Source organism: Ruegeria intermedia, assembly GCF_900129345.1.
Lineage (GTDB): Bacteria > Pseudomonadota > Alphaproteobacteria > Rhodobacterales > Rhodobacteraceae > Ruegeria > Ruegeria intermedia.
Genome location: NZ_FQVK01000001.1, coordinates 188,304 through 204,161, shown reverse-complemented (window position 1 = coordinate 204,161; position 15,858 = coordinate 188,304). Strand labels below are relative to the sequence as shown.

Annotated in this window: 17 protein-coding genes and 1 tRNA gene; 11 read left to right on the top strand and 7 right to left on the bottom strand. The window is 64.2% G+C overall.

The features are described from left to right. The first annotated feature begins 6 nt into the window (after positions 1 to 6). Together F3H26_RS00955 and F3H26_RS00950 are read left to right on the top strand one after the other, a co-directional pair. A complete protein-coding gene (locus tag F3H26_RS00955) occupies positions 7 to 420 on the top strand; it encodes a group III truncated hemoglobin (protein ID WP_149774190.1) in 414 nt (137 codons plus the stop codon). Positions 421 to 535: 115 nt separating this feature from the next. Next, complete coding sequence (locus tag F3H26_RS00950) at positions 536 to 1,474, top strand: DMT family transporter (RefSeq protein ID WP_149774189.1); 939 nt, start codon at positions 536 to 538, stop codon at positions 1,472 to 1,474. Positions 1,475 to 1,500: 26 nt separating this feature from the next. On the opposite strand, the gene F3H26_RS00945 is transcribed toward F3H26_RS00950, so the two are convergent. After that, positions 1,501 to 2,217 (bottom strand): NYN domain-containing protein, encoded by a 717-nt coding sequence (locus F3H26_RS00945; protein ID WP_149774188.1) that lies wholly within the window; start codon positions 2,215 to 2,217, stop codon positions 1,501 to 1,503. An 88-nt stretch (positions 2,218 to 2,305) separates the two neighbouring features. After that, positions 2,306 to 3,418, bottom strand: coding sequence for an S-(hydroxymethyl)glutathione dehydrogenase/class III alcohol dehydrogenase (locus F3H26_RS00940; RefSeq protein ID WP_149774187.1), 1,113 nt, complete (start codon positions 3,416 to 3,418; stop codon positions 2,306 to 2,308). A gap of 130 nt (positions 3,419 to 3,548) precedes the next feature. On the opposite strand from F3H26_RS00940, the gene F3H26_RS00935 reads away from it, so the two are divergent. Together F3H26_RS00935 and F3H26_RS00930 are read left to right on the top strand one after the other, a co-directional pair. Then, positions 3,549 to 3,836 (top strand): I78 family peptidase inhibitor, encoded by a 288-nt coding sequence (locus tag F3H26_RS00935; protein ID WP_149774186.1) that lies wholly within the window; start codon positions 3,549 to 3,551, stop codon positions 3,834 to 3,836. A gap of 66 nt (positions 3,837 to 3,902) precedes the next feature. Then, a complete protein-coding gene (locus F3H26_RS00930; protein WP_149774185.1) occupies positions 3,903 to 5,555 on the top strand; it encodes a Y-family DNA polymerase in 1,653 nt (550 codons plus the stop codon). 3 nt (positions 5,556 to 5,558) lie between these two features. Here F3H26_RS00930 and F3H26_RS00925 read toward each other — a convergent pair whose 3' ends face one another. Beyond that, the gene (locus tag F3H26_RS00925; protein WP_149774184.1) at positions 5,559 to 6,284 is read right to left on the bottom strand and encodes an SDR family NAD(P)-dependent oxidoreductase; all 726 of its coding nucleotides are present in this window, start codon (positions 6,282 to 6,284) and stop codon (positions 5,559 to 5,561) included. Between the two features lie 239 nt (positions 6,285 to 6,523). Between F3H26_RS00925 and F3H26_RS00920 the strand changes: the two genes are divergently transcribed. Genes F3H26_RS00920 through F3H26_RS00900 form a run of 5 tightly spaced genes read left to right on the top strand, consistent with a single transcriptional unit; the run spans position 6,524 to position 10,712 of the window. After that, complete coding sequence (locus F3H26_RS00920) at positions 6,524 to 7,858, top strand: NAD(P)/FAD-dependent oxidoreductase (protein WP_149774183.1); 1,335 nt, start codon at positions 6,524 to 6,526, stop codon at positions 7,856 to 7,858. Beyond that, complete coding sequence (locus tag F3H26_RS00915) at positions 7,809 to 8,345, top strand: hypothetical protein (RefSeq protein WP_149774182.1); 537 nt, start codon at positions 7,809 to 7,811, stop codon at positions 8,343 to 8,345. Before F3H26_RS00920 ends, F3H26_RS00915 begins: the two co-directional genes overlap by 50 nt. Continuing rightward, complete coding sequence (locus tag F3H26_RS00910; RefSeq protein WP_149774181.1) at positions 8,345 to 9,568, top strand: MFS transporter; 1,224 nt, start codon at positions 8,345 to 8,347, stop codon at positions 9,566 to 9,568. Before F3H26_RS00915 ends, F3H26_RS00910 begins: the two co-directional genes overlap by 1 nt. Further along, positions 9,565 to 10,182, top strand: coding sequence for a DUF3833 family protein (locus tag F3H26_RS00905; protein ID WP_149774180.1), 618 nt, complete (start codon positions 9,565 to 9,567; stop codon positions 10,180 to 10,182). The genes F3H26_RS00910 and F3H26_RS00905 overlap by 4 nt, the downstream gene beginning before the upstream one ends. Then, positions 10,179 to 10,712: a DUF3833 family protein gene (locus tag F3H26_RS00900; protein WP_149774179.1), complete on the top strand. Its 534-nt coding sequence runs from the start codon at positions 10,179 to 10,181 to the stop codon at positions 10,710 to 10,712. The genes F3H26_RS00905 and F3H26_RS00900 overlap by 4 nt, the downstream gene beginning before the upstream one ends. Before the next feature lie 33 nt (positions 10,713 to 10,745). On the opposite strand, the gene F3H26_RS00895 is transcribed toward F3H26_RS00900, so the two are convergent. After that, positions 10,746 to 10,821 (bottom strand) — tRNA-Lys (locus tag F3H26_RS00895). Positions 10,822 to 11,032: 211 nt separating this feature from the next. Here F3H26_RS00895 and dapF point away from each other — a divergent pair. Next, complete coding sequence (gene dapF / locus F3H26_RS00890; RefSeq protein WP_149774178.1) at positions 11,033 to 11,875, top strand: diaminopimelate epimerase; 843 nt, start codon at positions 11,033 to 11,035, stop codon at positions 11,873 to 11,875. After that, a complete protein-coding gene (gene mtaB / locus F3H26_RS00885) occupies positions 11,872 to 13,128 on the top strand; it encodes a tRNA (N(6)-L-threonylcarbamoyladenosine(37)-C(2))-methylthiotransferase MtaB (RefSeq protein ID WP_149774177.1) in 1,257 nt (418 codons plus the stop codon). Before dapF ends, mtaB begins: the two co-directional genes overlap by 4 nt. 19 nt (positions 13,129 to 13,147) lie before the next feature. Here the strand turns inward: mtaB and F3H26_RS00880 are convergent, their stop codons facing one another. From F3H26_RS00880 to petB, 3 genes are all read right to left on the bottom strand, one after another. After that, complete coding sequence (locus tag F3H26_RS00880) at positions 13,148 to 13,564, bottom strand: nuclear transport factor 2 family protein (protein WP_149774176.1); 417 nt, start codon at positions 13,562 to 13,564, stop codon at positions 13,148 to 13,150. A 149-nt stretch (positions 13,565 to 13,713) separates the two neighbouring features. After that, positions 13,714 to 14,499, bottom strand: coding sequence for a cytochrome c1 (locus F3H26_RS00875; RefSeq protein WP_149774175.1), 786 nt, complete (start codon positions 14,497 to 14,499; stop codon positions 13,714 to 13,716). A gap of 18 nt (positions 14,500 to 14,517) precedes the next feature. Continuing rightward, entirely contained in the window at positions 14,518 to 15,849 is a 1,332-nt protein-coding gene (petB, locus tag F3H26_RS00870) for a cytochrome b (protein WP_149774174.1), read from the bottom strand. Positions 15,850 to 15,858 lie beyond the last annotated feature (9 nt).

The window sequence follows — 15,858 nt, the reverse complement described above, 5'->3', positions numbered from 1 at the left end:
CCGATCATGACCCGGCCCGTGCTGCCTCCACGATTTCCCGCCACGCCCGACCAGATCCGGGCGCAGGTCGCCGCGTTCTACGCCCGCGTCCGGCAGGACGCCGTGCTGGGCCCGATCTTCAACCGCCACGTCACCGACTGGCCCGCGCATGAGGACCGGATCGCCGCCTTCTGGCGCAACGCCATCCTGTACGAGCGCGGCTACAGCGGCAATCCGCAGCGCGTGCATATCGAGCGCCCGGACGTGAAACCCGAAATGTTCGCCCATTGGCTGGACCTGTTCGAAGAGGTCGCCCACGGCACCCTGCCCCCGGAAACGGCCACGCCCTGGGTGGCGCTGGCCCGCCGCATCGGCACGGGGATGCAGGCCGGTGTCGCGGCTGCCCGCCAACCGGCCGGGGCGCCGCCGATCCTGCGCTGAACGGCCGGCCCCGCAGGGGTGTTAGCGGTAAAGTTTGGACTATCCGACTCTGCCGATTGGGTTTAATCAGGCCTCAGACACCTGTCACAGCATCCAACCGCCCGGGACCAGCCAGATGGGCACACAGAACTCGACCCTGCAGGGACTTGGCTTTGCCTTTCTCGGGTTTGCCGTCTTTGCCACCCATGACGCGCTGATCAAGACGCTGGGCGGCACCTATTCCGTGCTGCAGATCATCTTTTTTGCCACGCTGTTTTCCTTTGTGCCGATGGCGGTCACGATTCTTGCGGACAGGGCCACTGGAAACTTCCTGCCCCGCCATCCATGGTTGGTCATGCTGCGCTCGGGGCTGATGGTCACGGGTATGTCCTGTGCCTTCTACGCCTTTTCGGTCCTGCCCCTGGCCGAGGTCTATTCGCTGCTGTTTTCCTTTCCGCTGATCGTCACCGTCCTGTCGATCCCGATTCTGGGCGAGGTCGTGCGCGCCCAACGCTGGGCCGCGGTCGGCGTGGGTCTGATCGGGGTACTGATCGTCCTGCGCCCCGGCGCGACCGAGATCACCCTGGGCCATCTTGCCGCCCTGACGGCCGCGTTCTGCAGCGCGTTCGCATCCGTGCTGGTGCGCAAGATCGGAAACGAAGAACGCTCGGCGGTGCTGATCCTGTATCCGATGCTGCTGGCGATCGCGGTCATGAGCCTGGCGCAACCGGCGGTCTATCAGCCGCCTTCGCTGATCCATCTGGCGATGATGGCGCTGGTCGGCGTGTTCTCGGTGATCGCCCAGCACCTGATCATTCTGGCCTATCGGGCTGCGCCCGCCGGCGTGGTCGCGCCCAGCCAGTACAGCCAGATCATCTGGGCCACGATCTTCGGCGCGGTGTTCTTTGGCGAAAGGCCCGACAAATGGGTGGCCGTGGGGGCCGCGATCATCATCGCATCGGGCATCTTCGTCGTCTGGCGCGAAAGCCGCGCGGACGTGTCGCCGAATAAACCGGTTCTGCGCGTCCGCTCGCCGCGGTCCGACACCGGCGCCTCGGCGCGGCCGGGGGCGTAGAGTCACCACGCGGCCAGACGGCCGCGTTACCTCTCTTTGCAGCGGATCCTGATATTTCCGCTCTCGCCGGATTCCTCGAACTTTCCGATTTCACGAACCAGATCGCTCAGCCGGTTGAACCCGTAGGTCCGCGTATCGAAATCCGGGTAATTCATGCTCAGCTGGCGGCCGACCCAACCCAGGGTGACCCAGCCATCCGGCTCGTCGGATTTGAGCACGACATTGCGGATCAGCTGATAGGCATGGTTCAGGTCTTTCTTCGACGGAGCCTTCTTGGTCTTTTCGCCGCCGGCGCTTTCTTTCTTGATGTTTTCGATCAGAATGAACCGGTTGCAGGCCGCCACGAAAGCCTTGGGCGTCTTGCGCTCGCCAATGCCGTAAACCCTCAGCCCCTGTTCGCGGATACGGCTGGCCAGGCGGGTGAAATCGCTGTCGGACGACACCAGAACGAACCCGTCGAAGCGGCCCGAATGCAGAATGTCCATCGCGTCGATCACCAGGGCGATGTCGCCCGCGTTCTTGCCGGTGGTATTGGCGAATTGCTGGTGCGGTACGATGGCGTATTCCGCCAGTTTCTCGGCGCTCCAGCCCTGCGGGATACCGCCGGAAAAATCGCCGTAGATCCGGCGCAGGCTCGCCTCTCCCAATGTGGCGACTTCTTCGAAGATTTCGGCGACGTGTTTTGCCGGAACATTCTCGGCATCAATCAGAACGGCAAGGCGTTCTGTGGTGGTATTGGTCAACTTGGTCTCTCAATTCAGACGTAAAATTCTGAACTGAACATAGGCGGAAAAGCGGGCGGGTGTAACCCCGCCCTTGCAATTTCCGGCCTCAGTAGATCACCACCGACCGGATGCTTTCGCCCTTGTGCATCAGGTCGAAGCCTTTGTTGATGTCGTCCAGTCCCATGGTGTGGGTGATCATCGGGTCGATCTCGATCTTGCCTTCCATGTACCAGTCGACGATCTTGGGCACATCCGTGCGCCCACGCGCGCCGCCGAAGGCGGTGCCGCGCCACGACCGGCCGGTGACCAGCTGGAACGGACGGGTCGAGATCTCGGCCCCGGCAGGCGCCACGCCGATGATGATGGATTCGCCCCAGCCCTTGTGCGCCGATTCCAGCGCCGCGCGCATCACCTGCACGTTGCCGGTGGCGTCAAAGGTGTAATCCGCGCCGCCCTTGGTCAGGTTCACCAGATACGGGACAAGCTCGCCCTCGACCTCGGACGGGTTCACGAAATCGGTCATGCCGAACTTCTCGGCCATCTCGCGCTTGGCGGGGTTCAGGTCGACGCCGACGATCTGGTCGGCCCCGGCCAGACGCAAGCCCTGAATCACGTTCAGGCCGATGCCGCCCAGGCCGAACACGATGGCGCGGCTGCCGATCTCGACCTTGGCGGTGTTGATCACCGCGCCGATGCCCGTGGTCACGCCACAGCCGATATAGCAGATCTTGTCGAACGGCGCGTCCTCGCGCACCTTGGCCAACGCGATTTCGGGCAGGACCGTGTGGTTCGAGAAGGTCGAGCAGCCCATGTAGTGCAGGATCGGATCCCCATCCAGCGTCGAGAAACGCGAGGTGCCGTCGGGCATCAAACCCTTGCCCTGCGTCTCGCGGATGGCCTGGCACAGGTTGGTTTTGGGGTGCAGGCAGTATTCGCACTCGCGGCATTCGGGGGTGTAGAGCGGGATCACGTGATCGCCCGGCTTCAGGCTGGTCACGCCCGGGCCGACCTCGACCACCACGCCGGCGCCTTCATGGCCCAGAATGGCCGGGAACAACCCCTCGGGGTCGGCCCCCGACAGGGTGAATTCATCGGTATGGCAGATGCCGGTGGCCTTGATCTCGACCAGAACCTCGCCGGCCTTGGGGCCTTCGAGGTTCACCTCCATCACTTCCAAGGGCTTGCCCGCCTGAAGGGCAACGGCGGCACGAGTACGCATGTTGCTTGTCTCCCTGTCTTGTTTGACCCGACCCTGCGTCAAATACAGGGTGTTTTCAACTGCGCTTTCATGGCAGTCTCTGTAAGCTTTTGATATTTCAGAAACGACATTGCCGAAAAGAGGAGCGCCAATGTACCGGTTCATCCCGATCCTGATCGTCCTGGCCGCCTGCGCCGAAACCGACCTGCCCGAACCGGGCTCTGCCGAGGTGGATGCCGCACCGGTGGATCTGGCCTTCTGCAAGGGCGAACCCTTTGCCGATTCCGTGGGGCAACCGGTCTCGACCATTCAGGCCAGCCTGCCGGAACGGGCCCGCGTTCTGGGCCCCGATGACATCGCCACGCAGGATTACCGCATCGACCGGCTGAACGTGTATGTCGACGGGGCCGGGATCATCCAGCGGCTGACCTGCGGATAAGGGCGGACTCGACTCAGGCGGCGATTCTCATTTAGAACGAAATGAGAACATTTTGATGTCTGCCCGATGCCCAAACGCCGAATACTCTCGCTGTGGTTCCCCCGCCTGGGGGCCGAACGGCTGATCCGCGCCGCCCGCGGCCTGCACTCCGGCCCGCTGGCGGTGGTGGCCGAACAGTCGAACATGCAGGTCATCACCTCGCTGAACGCTGATGCACAGGCCGCCGGTCTGCGCGTGGGCCAGCCGGTGCGCGATGCCCATGCCATGTGCGCGGCCCTTGTCACCCGCCCCCGCAACGCCCCGGCCGAGGCCGCTTTTCTGACCGCGCTGCGCCGCTGGGCGGGCAAGTTCAGCCCCTGGGTCGCCGAAGAGGCGCCCGATGGCCTGATCGTCGATCTGTCGGGCTGCGCCCATCTGTTCGGCGGCGAAGAGGCGCTGCTGGAGGTGATCGAGACCGACTGCGCCGACATGGGGCTGAGCGTGCAGATGGGCATCGCCGACACGCTGGGCGCGGCCTGGGCGCTGGCGCGCTATGCCGGGCACACGGCCACCTCGGACCGCAATGGAGACGCCATTTCCCAAGAGGCCCGCGCCACCCGCGCCCGCGCTGGCAAACGGCGGCACTGGACCAAGGGCGGCACCGCGCCGCAGGTGGTGGCCGTGGGCGGCGGGGCCCGGATCGCACCGCCGGGGCAGGCCTATGGCGCGCTTGCCCCCCTGCCCATCGCGGCGCTGCGGCTGGACGATCAGACCGTGGCGCAGCTGAACCGGCTGGGCCTGCGGCGGATCGGCGACCTGCTGGGCCAGCCGCGTGCCAGTTTGGCCCGCCGGTTCGGGCGCGGGCTGGTGCTGCGGCTGGATCAGGCGATGGGCAGCGCGCCCGAGCCGGTCTCGCCCGCGCGGCCCCCGCATCACTTTGCGGTGCGGATGACCCTGCCCAACCCGATCGGCCTGGCCGAAGACGTGATGGCCGCCATCGACCGGATGCTGCCGACCCTGTGCGCCCGGCTGGAAGAAAAGGCGCGCGGGGCGCGGACCCTGCGGCTCGAGGCGCACCGCACCGATCAGGCGGCCGAGATCATCGAGATCGGGCTGGCCCGCCCGAGCCACGACAAACACCGCATTCGCCCTTTGTTAGAGATGAAAATCGACCAGATCGACGCGGGCTATGGAATCGACATGCTGCGCCTTGCGGCGGTGCAGACCGAGCCGGTGCATGCCCGCACCCTGACCGGCCATGCCGAAGCCAGCCGCGCCGTGCGCAACCGGCTGGAGGGGAACACGGCGCTGGATGACCTGATCGGCAAACTGGGCGCGCGGGTGGGGCTCGAGGCGATCACACGGCAACACCCGGCGGCCTCGCACATCCCCGAGAAAACCGCCCAGACGCTGGCGGCGGCCTGGTCGGAACCGGCGCGCGACTGGCCCGCCCCGCCGCGCCCGCGCCCCCTGCTGATGTGGCGGCCCGAGCCGGTGATGGCCCCTGACCACCCCGATGTGCCCGCCAATTTCCGCTGGCGCGGGCGCGACTGGCACCTGGCGCAGGCCACAGGCCCGGAGCGGATCGCCCCGGAATGGTGGCTGGACGACCCCAACTGGCGCAGCGGCGTGCGCGATTACTGGGTGGTGGTGACCGAACAGGGCGAGCGGCTATGGCTGTTCTACGGCCATGGCGGCACCATGTCGGCGGGCTGGTTCTGTCAGGGACGCTTTGGTTAGAGTCTATTTTCCGCGATAGACCAGAAGATCCGGAAGGTAATCGATCAGCCGGATGACCCACGAGAACGGCGCTGGGAAGTCGGTACGGAAGCGCCGGCGCGCCATTGCGCGCAGCACGCGCTGCGCGGCATCTTCGGGCTCCATCAGCATCGGCATCTTGAAGCTGTTCTTGTCGGTCAGCCGGGTCTTGATGAACCCCGGATTGACGATGCGCACCGTCACCCCGGTTCCGGCCAGGTCATGCCGCATCGTTTCGGCCAGCGAAATCAGCGCCGCCTTGCTGGACCCGTACCCGATCGCCGCCGGCAACCCGTGATAACCCGCCAGCGACCCGATCAGGGTGATGTCGCCGCGCCCCGCCTGCACCATGGCCGGCACGGTTTCCCCCAGAACCCGCAGCGCGCCTGAATAGTTCACGTCGCTGATGGCCAGCGCGGCTTCGGTCTGCCAGTCCTGCGCGCGCATCGGCTCATAGGCCCCGGCATTGTAGACCAGACCATCGACCGGGCCGATCTCGGCCACGGCGCGGCGCACCTGCGCCAGATCGGTCACGTCCAGCGGCACCGCACGGGCATGAGGCAGCGCGGCGCAGATCTGCTCCAGCCGCTCGGCATTGCGCGCGGACAGCACCAGGTGCGCGCCCTGACCGCCCAAGCCTCCGGCCAGCGCCCGGCCCAGCCCCTCGCTGGCACCGATGATCCAGTAGGTTTTTCCGTCAAAACTGCTCATGCCGGGCGGCTCAGATGTGCCGAAGCGTGAACTGCCGCGGTCTTGGAGTGGGTGGTCTTGATCATAACACCCCTTTTTACGCGGACGGGCAGGCCCCGGATCACCAGCAACCGCGATCGAGGCAATCCTGACGCACAACCCGGCTATCAGCGGCAATCAGGGAAAAACATCGCCCGGATTTGATCCGCTCCGGCCCGCCCTGCGTATCCCCTTGTAAACTGTCGCAGAATGAGGATGGCATGTTCGACGAAACCCGGGGCGTACGGAAAAAGATCGCAATTGTGGGTGCAGGCATCTCGGGGATGTCCGCAGCTTACTACCTGTCAGAAAGCCACGACGTCACCCTGTACGAGGCCGAACCCCGTCTGGGCGGACACGCGCGCACGGTGATGGCCGGGCGCAATGGTGACCAACCGGTCGATACCGGGTTCATCGTCTTCAACTATGCCACCTATCCCTATCTGACCAGGCTGTTCGGCGAGTTGGATGTGCCGGTCATCAAAAGCGAGATGAGCTTTGGCGCCACCATCGACAATGGTCGCATCGAATATGGCCTCAACAACCTGCGCACCATCACCGCGCAGAAGCGCAACCTCGTGCGGCCCTCGTACTACAAGATGATCGCCGACATCCTGCGCTTTGGCAAAGAAGCGCCCGAGGCCGCCCGGGATGATGACACCACGATTGGTGAACTGGTTGACCAGATGCGGTTGGGCCACTGGTTCCGCAACAATTACCTGATGCCGATGTGCGGCGCGATCTGGTCCACTCCGGTAGAGTTCGTCGATCAGTTCCCGGCGCGGTCGCTGGTGCAGTTCTTCCGCAACCATGCCTTGCTGTCCAGCAAACGCGGCGCCCAGCACCAGTGGTGGACCGTCAAGGGTGGCAGCATCGAATATGTCCGGCGGCTCGAGTCCGCGCTGCGCGGCCGGGGCTGCGACATCCGCCTCGGCGCGCCGGTCTCGAGCGTCGAGCGCGACGCCTTGGGCGTGACCGTACAGGCGCAGGGTCGCTCGGATCAGTATGACGAGATCATTCTGGCCACCCATTCCGATCAGTCGCTGGCCATTCTGGGCCAGAACGCCACCGCCGACGAGGCCGCGGCCCTGGGCGCGATCCGCTATCAGCCCAACCGCGCGGTGCTGCATTGCGACCCCAGCCAGATGCCGCGCCGCCGCGCCTGCTGGTCCAGCTGGACCTACCGCTCGCAGGCGGGCAACGTGGGCGTGACCTACTGGATGAACCGGTTGCAGAACATCCCAGAAAGCGACCCGTTGTTCGTCACCCTGAACCCGTCTTCCGACATCGCGCCCGACAAGATCTATGACGAGGTGGAATTCGCCCATCCGGTGTTCGACAAGGCCGCGCTGAAAGCGCAGGCCCAGATCCGCCAGATGCAGGGCCGCAACCGGACCTGGTTCGCCGGTGCCTACAACCGGCACGGGTTCCACGAAGACGGAATCGCCAGCGCGATGCATGTTGTCGGGCTGTTGACCGGCGATCCGCAAACCATCGGAGCTGAAAATGCGATACCTGATCCAAGCGTCGCTGTCCCGGTTACGGCCAGCCCGTAACGCAGCGATCCTGAGCCTGGTTCTGCTGGCCCCTGCCGGGCTGGCGGCCACGCCCGTCACCAACGTGCTGCCCGATGCCGAGCTGCGCGGCACCGCCACCTTCCGGTTCCTCGGTCTGCCGATCTATGATGCGCAGCTGTTCACCAAAGGCGGCGGCCCGCTCAGCTGGTCGCAGGATTTCGGGCTGAAGCTGACCTATCGGAAATCGCTGAAGCAGAAGGCGTTGATCGAATCCACGCTGGACGAGATGGCCCGGCAAGGCAACAGCGCCCCGATCGAGGCGCAGTTGAAAACCTGCTATCGGGCGGTCAACGCCGGGGACAGCTATGTGGCCGTCACCAAAGGCCCCGATGCGATCGAGTTCTGGCGCAACGGGCGCAAGACCTGCACCCTCTCCTATCCGGGGATCAAGCGCAGCTTCATGTCGATCTTTCTGGGCAACAACACCCGGTCCGCTGCTTTCACGCGCCAGCTGCGGGGTCAGTGATGCTGTATCCGCGTGTCAGCCTCTATGCGCTGATGCTTGCTGCGGCGGGTATCCCGCTCTACATCCACCTGCCGCGCTTTGCGGCGGTGAACCTCGGGATCGGCCTGGGCGTGATCGGCACGGTTCTGCTGCTGATCCGGCTGGTGGATCTGGTACAAGACCCGCTGATCGGCTGGGCCATTGACCGCTGGCCCGGCGCGCAGATGGGTTTTGCCGTCTTGGCCGCCGGAGGCCTGGCGGTCGGTTTTCCGCTGTTGTTCTCACTGCCGCAGGGGGCGAGCGTCGGCGCTCTTGTGGCGATCCTGATCCTGCTGTTTTCCGCCTACAGCCTGGGCACCATCCTGCTTTATGGCCGCAGCGCGACGCTGGCGAAACAGGCCACCCCGCGCGAGTTGATGACCCTCGCCGCCTTTCGTGAGGGCGGGCAGCTGGCCGGCGTGGTTCTGGCCGCCAGCGCACCGGCGCTGTTCGTGGCCTTGGGCGCGGGCGCGCAGGGCTATCCGGCCTTCGGGCTGTTTCTGGGCGCACTGGCGCTGGTCACCATGGTGCTGACATTGCCGATCTGGCGGCGCGCGCCCATCACCGGGCAGGGGCTGTCGTTCGACGGGCTGGGTCAGGCCGGGGCCCTGCGTCTGCTGGCGCTGGCGCTGGTCAACAGCCTGCCGGTTGCGATCACCTCGACCCTGTTCCTGTTCTTCGTCGAAGACCGGCTGCAATTGCCGGGCAAGGCCGGGCCGCTGCTGATCCTGTTTTTCCTCAGCGCCGGGGCGACCGTGCCGCTCTGGGCGCGGCTCAGCAACCGGATCGGCCCGAAACAGACTCTGATCATCGCGATGCCGCTGGCCATTCTGGGCTTTGTCGGCGCGGCCATGCTGGCACCCGGCAACCTGGCCGGGTTCGCGGTGATCTGCCTGGCGTCGGGGGCGGCGCTGGGGGCGGACATGGTGGTTCTGCCGGCCATGTTCTCGGTGGTGCTGACACGCGCGGGGCTGAATGCCTCGGCCGCCTTCGGCATCTGGTCTTTCGCCGGCAAACTGGGGCTGGCATTGGCCGCATTCTTCACCCTTCCGCTGCTGGAACGCAGCGGCTTCGTGCCCGGTCAGACGAATTCGGCGCAGGCGTTGGAAACGCTCAACCTGGCCTATGCCGTGCTGCCCTGCATCCTGAAACTCGGCGCGTTCGGAATGGTCCTGACGCTGCCTACAGAGGTACCCGCAAAATGACATTCCTTCTGATTGCCGCACTGGCCGTATTGGCCCTGATCGCGGTCAAAACCTGCCTTCTCAGCTTTCGCGCGCAATCGCCGTCGGACTATGCCGGAACCGGCCCCGATTTCTCGCTGAAGGACAACCTGAACGGGGAAATCCTGTCCGAAGGGCTGATCTATGGCCCGACCGGCAAGATGTCGAACAGTTTCGTGGCGCGGATGATCGGGGAATGGACCGGCAATTCCGGCACCCTGACCGAGTATTTCACCTATTCGAACGGCAAGCAGATGACCCGCAAATGGTACCTGACCATGGGCACAGGCAACAGCTTTGCCGCAACCGCCGAAGACATCGTCGGCGAAGGCCGCGGCGTGATCTCGGGCGCGACGGTCAAGCTGACCTATCGCATCGTTCTGCCCGAAGACGCCGGGGGCCATACCCTGGATGTGACAGACTGGATGTACCTGACCGAGAGCGGGGCGATCATGAACCGCTCGGAAATGCGCAAGTTCGGGCTGAAGGTGGCCGAGCTGGTCGCCACGATGCGCCCCGCCCAGCCGGAAAAGACGGCGCATGTGCCCGGCGCAAACGGTCATGACCGCACCGCCGACCCGAGGGCTCTGCAATGACCCGGCTTGTGAAACGACTGGCCTTCGCCTGCCTGCTGCTGACGGCGGCCTGTGCCTTCAAACCAAAAGTCCCGACCACTTTCCTGTCGGACCGCCAGCTGAACCTCGAAGAGTTCTTTGAGGGCCACACCGTTGCCTATGGACAGTTCCAGGACGTTCTGGGCAATATCCCGCGGCGGTTCACGGTCGACATCAACGGAACATGGGACGGCCAGACGCTGACCCTGGTCGAGGATTTCGTCTATGACGACGGCGCCACCGAACAGCGCATCTGGACCCTCACCAAAACCGGCGAGGATACCTGGACCGGCACCGCGCCCGGCGTTCTGGGCACCGCGTCGGGAACCGAGCGCGGCGACACGTTCAACTGGAAATACCGCATCGACCTGCCAGTGAAGGACGGCACGATGCGCGTCGATTTCGACGACTGGATGTGGCTGCTGGACGACGACCGCCTGCTGAACCGCGCCTATGTCTCGCGCTTTGACATCCGGCTGGGCGAAGTCGTTCTGTTCTTCGAAAAGAAGTAACTGCGCGGCGTCTTGGTCAGTCTTTGGAAAAAGTGGTGAGCCGTGCAGGATTCGAACCTGCGACCCACTGATTAAAAGTCAGTTGCTCTACCAACTGAGCTAACGGCCCACTCTTTTCATCGGATCGTTGCGATCCGTGGCGCTGTCTAAGGCATTTTCCCCACCGGGCACAAGCCCTTTTTTGCACCGCGTTCCGCCTGAAATCATTGTGTTCCCGGCGTCCCGATAGGCGGCCTAATTAGGGTTGAGGCGGCGGGGGGTCAACCCCTTTTTTCAGGAATCTTCGCGCCGGGCTGGATTCATGTCTGCGGCAAGGCTATATGCCCGCCATGCAACAACGATCCGACACCGGTTTGCCCTTCATGAAGATGCACGGGCTTGGCAATGACTTCGTCATTGTCGACGCGCGCGCGCACCCGGTGCAGATCACGCCGGCGTTGGCGCGCGGGATCGGACACCGGCAGTTCGGAGTCGGATTCGACCAGCTGGCCGTCATCGAAGACGGCGAATCGGATGCGCATCTGGTGTTCTACAATGCCGACGGGTCTATCTCGGCCACCTGCGGCAACGCCACCCGCTGCATCGCCCGGTTCCTGATGCAGGAAAGCGGCATGTCCGAACTGACGCTGACCACCAGCCACGGCACGCTGCAGGCGCGGGACGCGGGCGATGGGCTGACCTCGGTCAACATGGGGCACCCGCAGCTGGACTGGGCCGATATTCCGCTGGCCGAAAAGGTGGATACGCTGGAACTGCCGATTGAAGGCGGACCGGTGGCCACCGGCATGGGCAACCCGCATTGCACCTTCTTCGTCGAAGACGCCGAGGCGATTTCGCTGGCAGAGTTTGGCGCACGCTATGAGCATCACCCGCTCTATCCGCAGCGCACCAATGTGCAGGTCGCCCAAGTCATCGGGCCGGATCACATCCGCATGCGGGTGTGGGAGCGCGGCGTGGGCATCACGCTGGCTTCGGGATCGTCGTCCTGTGCCACGGCCGTGGCGGCTGCCCGGCGCGGCCTGACCGGACGCAAGGTGCAGATCGAGCTGGACGGCGGTACCATCTGGATCGACTGGCGCGAGGACGGCGTCTGGATGACCGGCCCCACCTGCCATGTCTTCTCGGGCACGCTGACGCCGGAATTCCTGAGGGCGCTGGGATGAACCCGCCGAAATTCACCACGCTGGGCTGCCGGCTCAACGCCTATGAGACCGAGGCGATGAAAGAACTGTCGCAGCAGGCCGGGCTGACGGATGCGGTGATCGTGAACACCTGCGCCGTCACCGCCGAAGCCGTCCGCAAGGCCCGGCAGGAGATCCGCAAGCTGCGCCGCGAGAACCCCAATGCACGCCTGATCGTCACCGGCTGTGCGGCGCAGACCGAACCGCAGACCTTTGCCGAGATGGACGAGGTCGATGCGGTGATCGGGAACACAGAAAAGATGCGCCCCGGAACCTGGAAGGGCATGGCCGCCGATTTCATCGGCGAGACCGAGGCGGTGCAGGTCGATGACATCATGTCGGTCACCGAAACGGCAGGGCACCTGATCGACGGGTTCGGCACCCGTTCGCGCGCCTATGTGCAGGTCCAGAACGGCTGTGATCATCGCTGCACCTTCTGCATCATCCCCTATGGCCGCGGCAACTCGCGCAGCGTCCCGGCGGGCTTGGTGCTGGACCAGATCAAGCGGCTGGTGGACCGGGGCTACAACGAGGTCGTGCTGACCGGAGTCGATCTGACCTCATGGGGCGCCGACCTGCCCGCAAGCCCCAAGCTGGGCGATCTGGTCATGCGCATTCTGAAACTGGTGCCGGACCTGCCGCGCCTGCGCATCAGCTCGATCGATTCGATCGAGGTGGACGAGAACCTGATGCAGGCGATCGCGACCGAGCCGCGCCTGATGCCGCATCTACACCTGTCGCTGCAGCATGGCGACGATCTGATCCTGAAACGGATGAAGCGCCGCCACCTGCGCGACGACGCCATCCGCTTTACCGAAGAGGCCCGCAAGCTGCGCCCCGAGATCACCTTTGGCGCCGACATCATCGCCGGCTTTCCGACGGAAACCGAGGCCCATTTCGAGAACTCGCTGAAACTGGTGACCGACTGCGACCTGACCTGGCTGCACGTCTTTCCCTATTCCAAGCGCGAAGGCACCCCGGCCGCCCGCATTCCGCAACAGGTCAACGGCAAGGTCATAAAGGAACGTGCTGCAAGGCTGCGCGAGGCGGGTGACGCACAGGTCGCCAGACATCTGGCGGCCCAGCTGGGCAAGACCCATCACATCTTGATGGAGAATCCCCACATGGGCCGGACCGAGCAGTTCACCGAGGTGACATTCACGACTCCGCACCCCGAAGGACAAATCGTGACCGCCCGGATCACCGGTCACAGTCAAACCCAGCTGATTGCATGACGGCGGCGTCGGCCGCCATTCATTGCCCGACCACGGCAGCAAGGGCGGCCGTGTCGTAGAACTCCTGATATTCGCAGACCCGGGCGCCGCGGAAGCTGCAAATGACAACGACCGGCGTTTCGACCGTCTGGCCGCTGGCCCTGTGGGTCCAGGCCGTGACGCCCACCCCGACGACCCGGTCGTCCTGAGCTATGGTGTCGTTCAGCGTCCAGTGGACCATTTCGAAGGCATCCGTCAATTCCTTCAGGTATTGATGCATCTGATCCCGCCCGTTGCGGGCGCAACTGAAGTCCAGCCCGTTTTTTCCGTCGGCAAGGGACCGGATGCACAGATCCTCGGTCGTGTAGTCGTCCCACATGCTCAGATCCGAGCCCTTGGTTTCGTTCCATCTGGCATAAGCCTCGCGCAGTTTCGCGGCATTCGACAAAGCGTTCATGACAATTCACTCCGAAATGACTTCTACAATGCACCAAGCGTCGCGCCGCACGGGGTCCGCGTCAAGGAAGGTGTCGTCGAACGGTGTCAAAGAAAAAGCCCCGCGCGACGCACGGGGCTCTTGAAGTGTTTGGACTCTTCCCTGGCGGATCAGGCGGATTTCTTGCCTTTGACCGGCGCCCACAGGCGCTTGTTCACCAGGTACAGCAGCACCGACAGGACAGTCAGGAACAGCACGCCGACAAAGCCGGCTTTCTTGCGGTCCATCATCTTCGGTTCGGCCGTCCACATCAGGAACGCGGCGACGTCCTGCGACATGGATTCGACGGTTGCTTCGTGGCCATCGGCAAATTCGACCTGATCATCCGACAGGGGCGGGGCCATCGAGATCCAGCCGCCGGGGAAGGCAGTGTTTTCATAAAGAATCGTGCCGGCCTCTTCCTTCTCCTTGCCAGTATAACCGTCCAGCAACGAGGCGATGTATTCCGCACCACCCATGCCTTTGACCAGCTGGTTGATTCCCAGACCGTAAGGCCCGTGGAAGCCCGCACGCGCCTTGGCCATCAGGCTCAGGTCCGGTGCGCCGACACCATCGTTGGCCGGGAAATGGTCGGTCGGAATGGCCGGGCGGAAATCGTCCAGCTCGGGGTCGAACACCTCGAAGTTGCCAGCCGCATAGGCGATGACTTCTTCTTCCGAATAACCCAGCGCCTTGAGGTCGCGCAGCGGCACGTATTTCAGGCCGTGGCAGGCCGCGCAGACCTCGGTATAGATCTGCAGGCCACGCTGCAGCTGGTTCTGGTCCCAGGTGCCGAACGGCCCCTCGAACGAGAACTCGAAGTCTTCGATGTGCTGTTCGCCGCCCCCGGCTGCGGAAACCGCAGCAGGAGCTAGAGCGATGGCAAACGCGGCGCCGATTGCAAGTTTCTTGAACATGGTTTCCCGTCCCTCTTCTTACTCGGCCGGCGTGGCGTTGGCGTCAGCCTTGCCATAATGCGCGTTGAAGTCTTCTTCGATGGTTTCCGGCTGCGGCTCGGGCTTCTCGATCACGCCCAGGATCGGCAGGATCACGAAGAAATAGGCGAACCAGTAGGCCGAACCAATCAGCGCGAAGGTCGCATAGGGCTCCTCGGCGGGCATCGCCCCCAGCCACATCAGGGCGAAGAAGTCGACGACCAGCAGCAGGAACCACCACTTGAACATGGGGCGGTACTTGCCCGACCGCACGCTGGAAGTGTCCAGCCAGGGCGCCAGCGCCATGGCCAGGATCGCGCCGAACATCGCCAGAACACCAAAGAACTTGGCGTCGATGATGCCGCCGGTGATGAAGCTGGCGAACTGCACGACCCAGACTTCGCCTGTGAAGGCACGCAGGATCGCGTAGAACGGCAGGAAGTACCATTCGGGCACGATGTGCGCGGGCGTAACCAACGGGTTGGCCTCGATATAGTTGTCGGGGTGGCCCAGGTAGTTCGGCATGAAGCCGACGATTGCCCAGAACACGACCAGTACGACGGCCAGTGCGAACAGGTCCTTGATCACGAAATAGGGCCAGAACGGCAGGGTGTCCTTCTCGGCCTCGGCTTTCGAGGTGCGGCGGACCTCAACACCGGTGGGGTTGTTGTTGCCGGTGGTGTGGAAGGCCCAGATATGCACGATGACCAGCGCCGCGATGACGAAAGGCAGCAGATAGTGCAGCGAGAAGAAGCGGTTCAGCGTGGCGTTGTCCACGGCGGGTCCGCCCAGCAGCCAGGTCTGGATCGCGTCGCCCACGAAGGGGATCGCGCCGAACAGGCCGGTGATCACGGTTGCGCCCCAGAACGACATCTGACCCCAGGGCAGAACATAGCCCATGAAGGCGGTGCCCATCATGCACAGATAGATCAGCATGCCGATGATCCAGGTCACCTCGCGCGGGGCCTTGTAGGATCCGTAGAACAGGCCGCGGAAGATGTGGATGTAGACGGCGACAAAGAACAGCGACGCGCCGTTTGCGTGCAGGTACCGCAGCATGTAGCCGCCGTTCACGTTGCGCATGATGTGTTCGACGCTGGCAAAGGCCAGGTCCACATGCGGAGTGTAGTGCATCACCAGAACGATGCCGGTGACGATTTGCAGCGCCAGGCAGAAGGCCAGGACGATGCCCCAGATCCACCACCAGTTCAGGTTCTTGGGCGTGGGGATCATGATTGTGTCGTAGATCAGGCCGAGGATCGGCAGGCGGCTGTTGAGCCACTTTTCGCCCTTGGTCTTCGGCTCGTAGTGATCGTGCGGGATACCGGACATGAGCGCGCC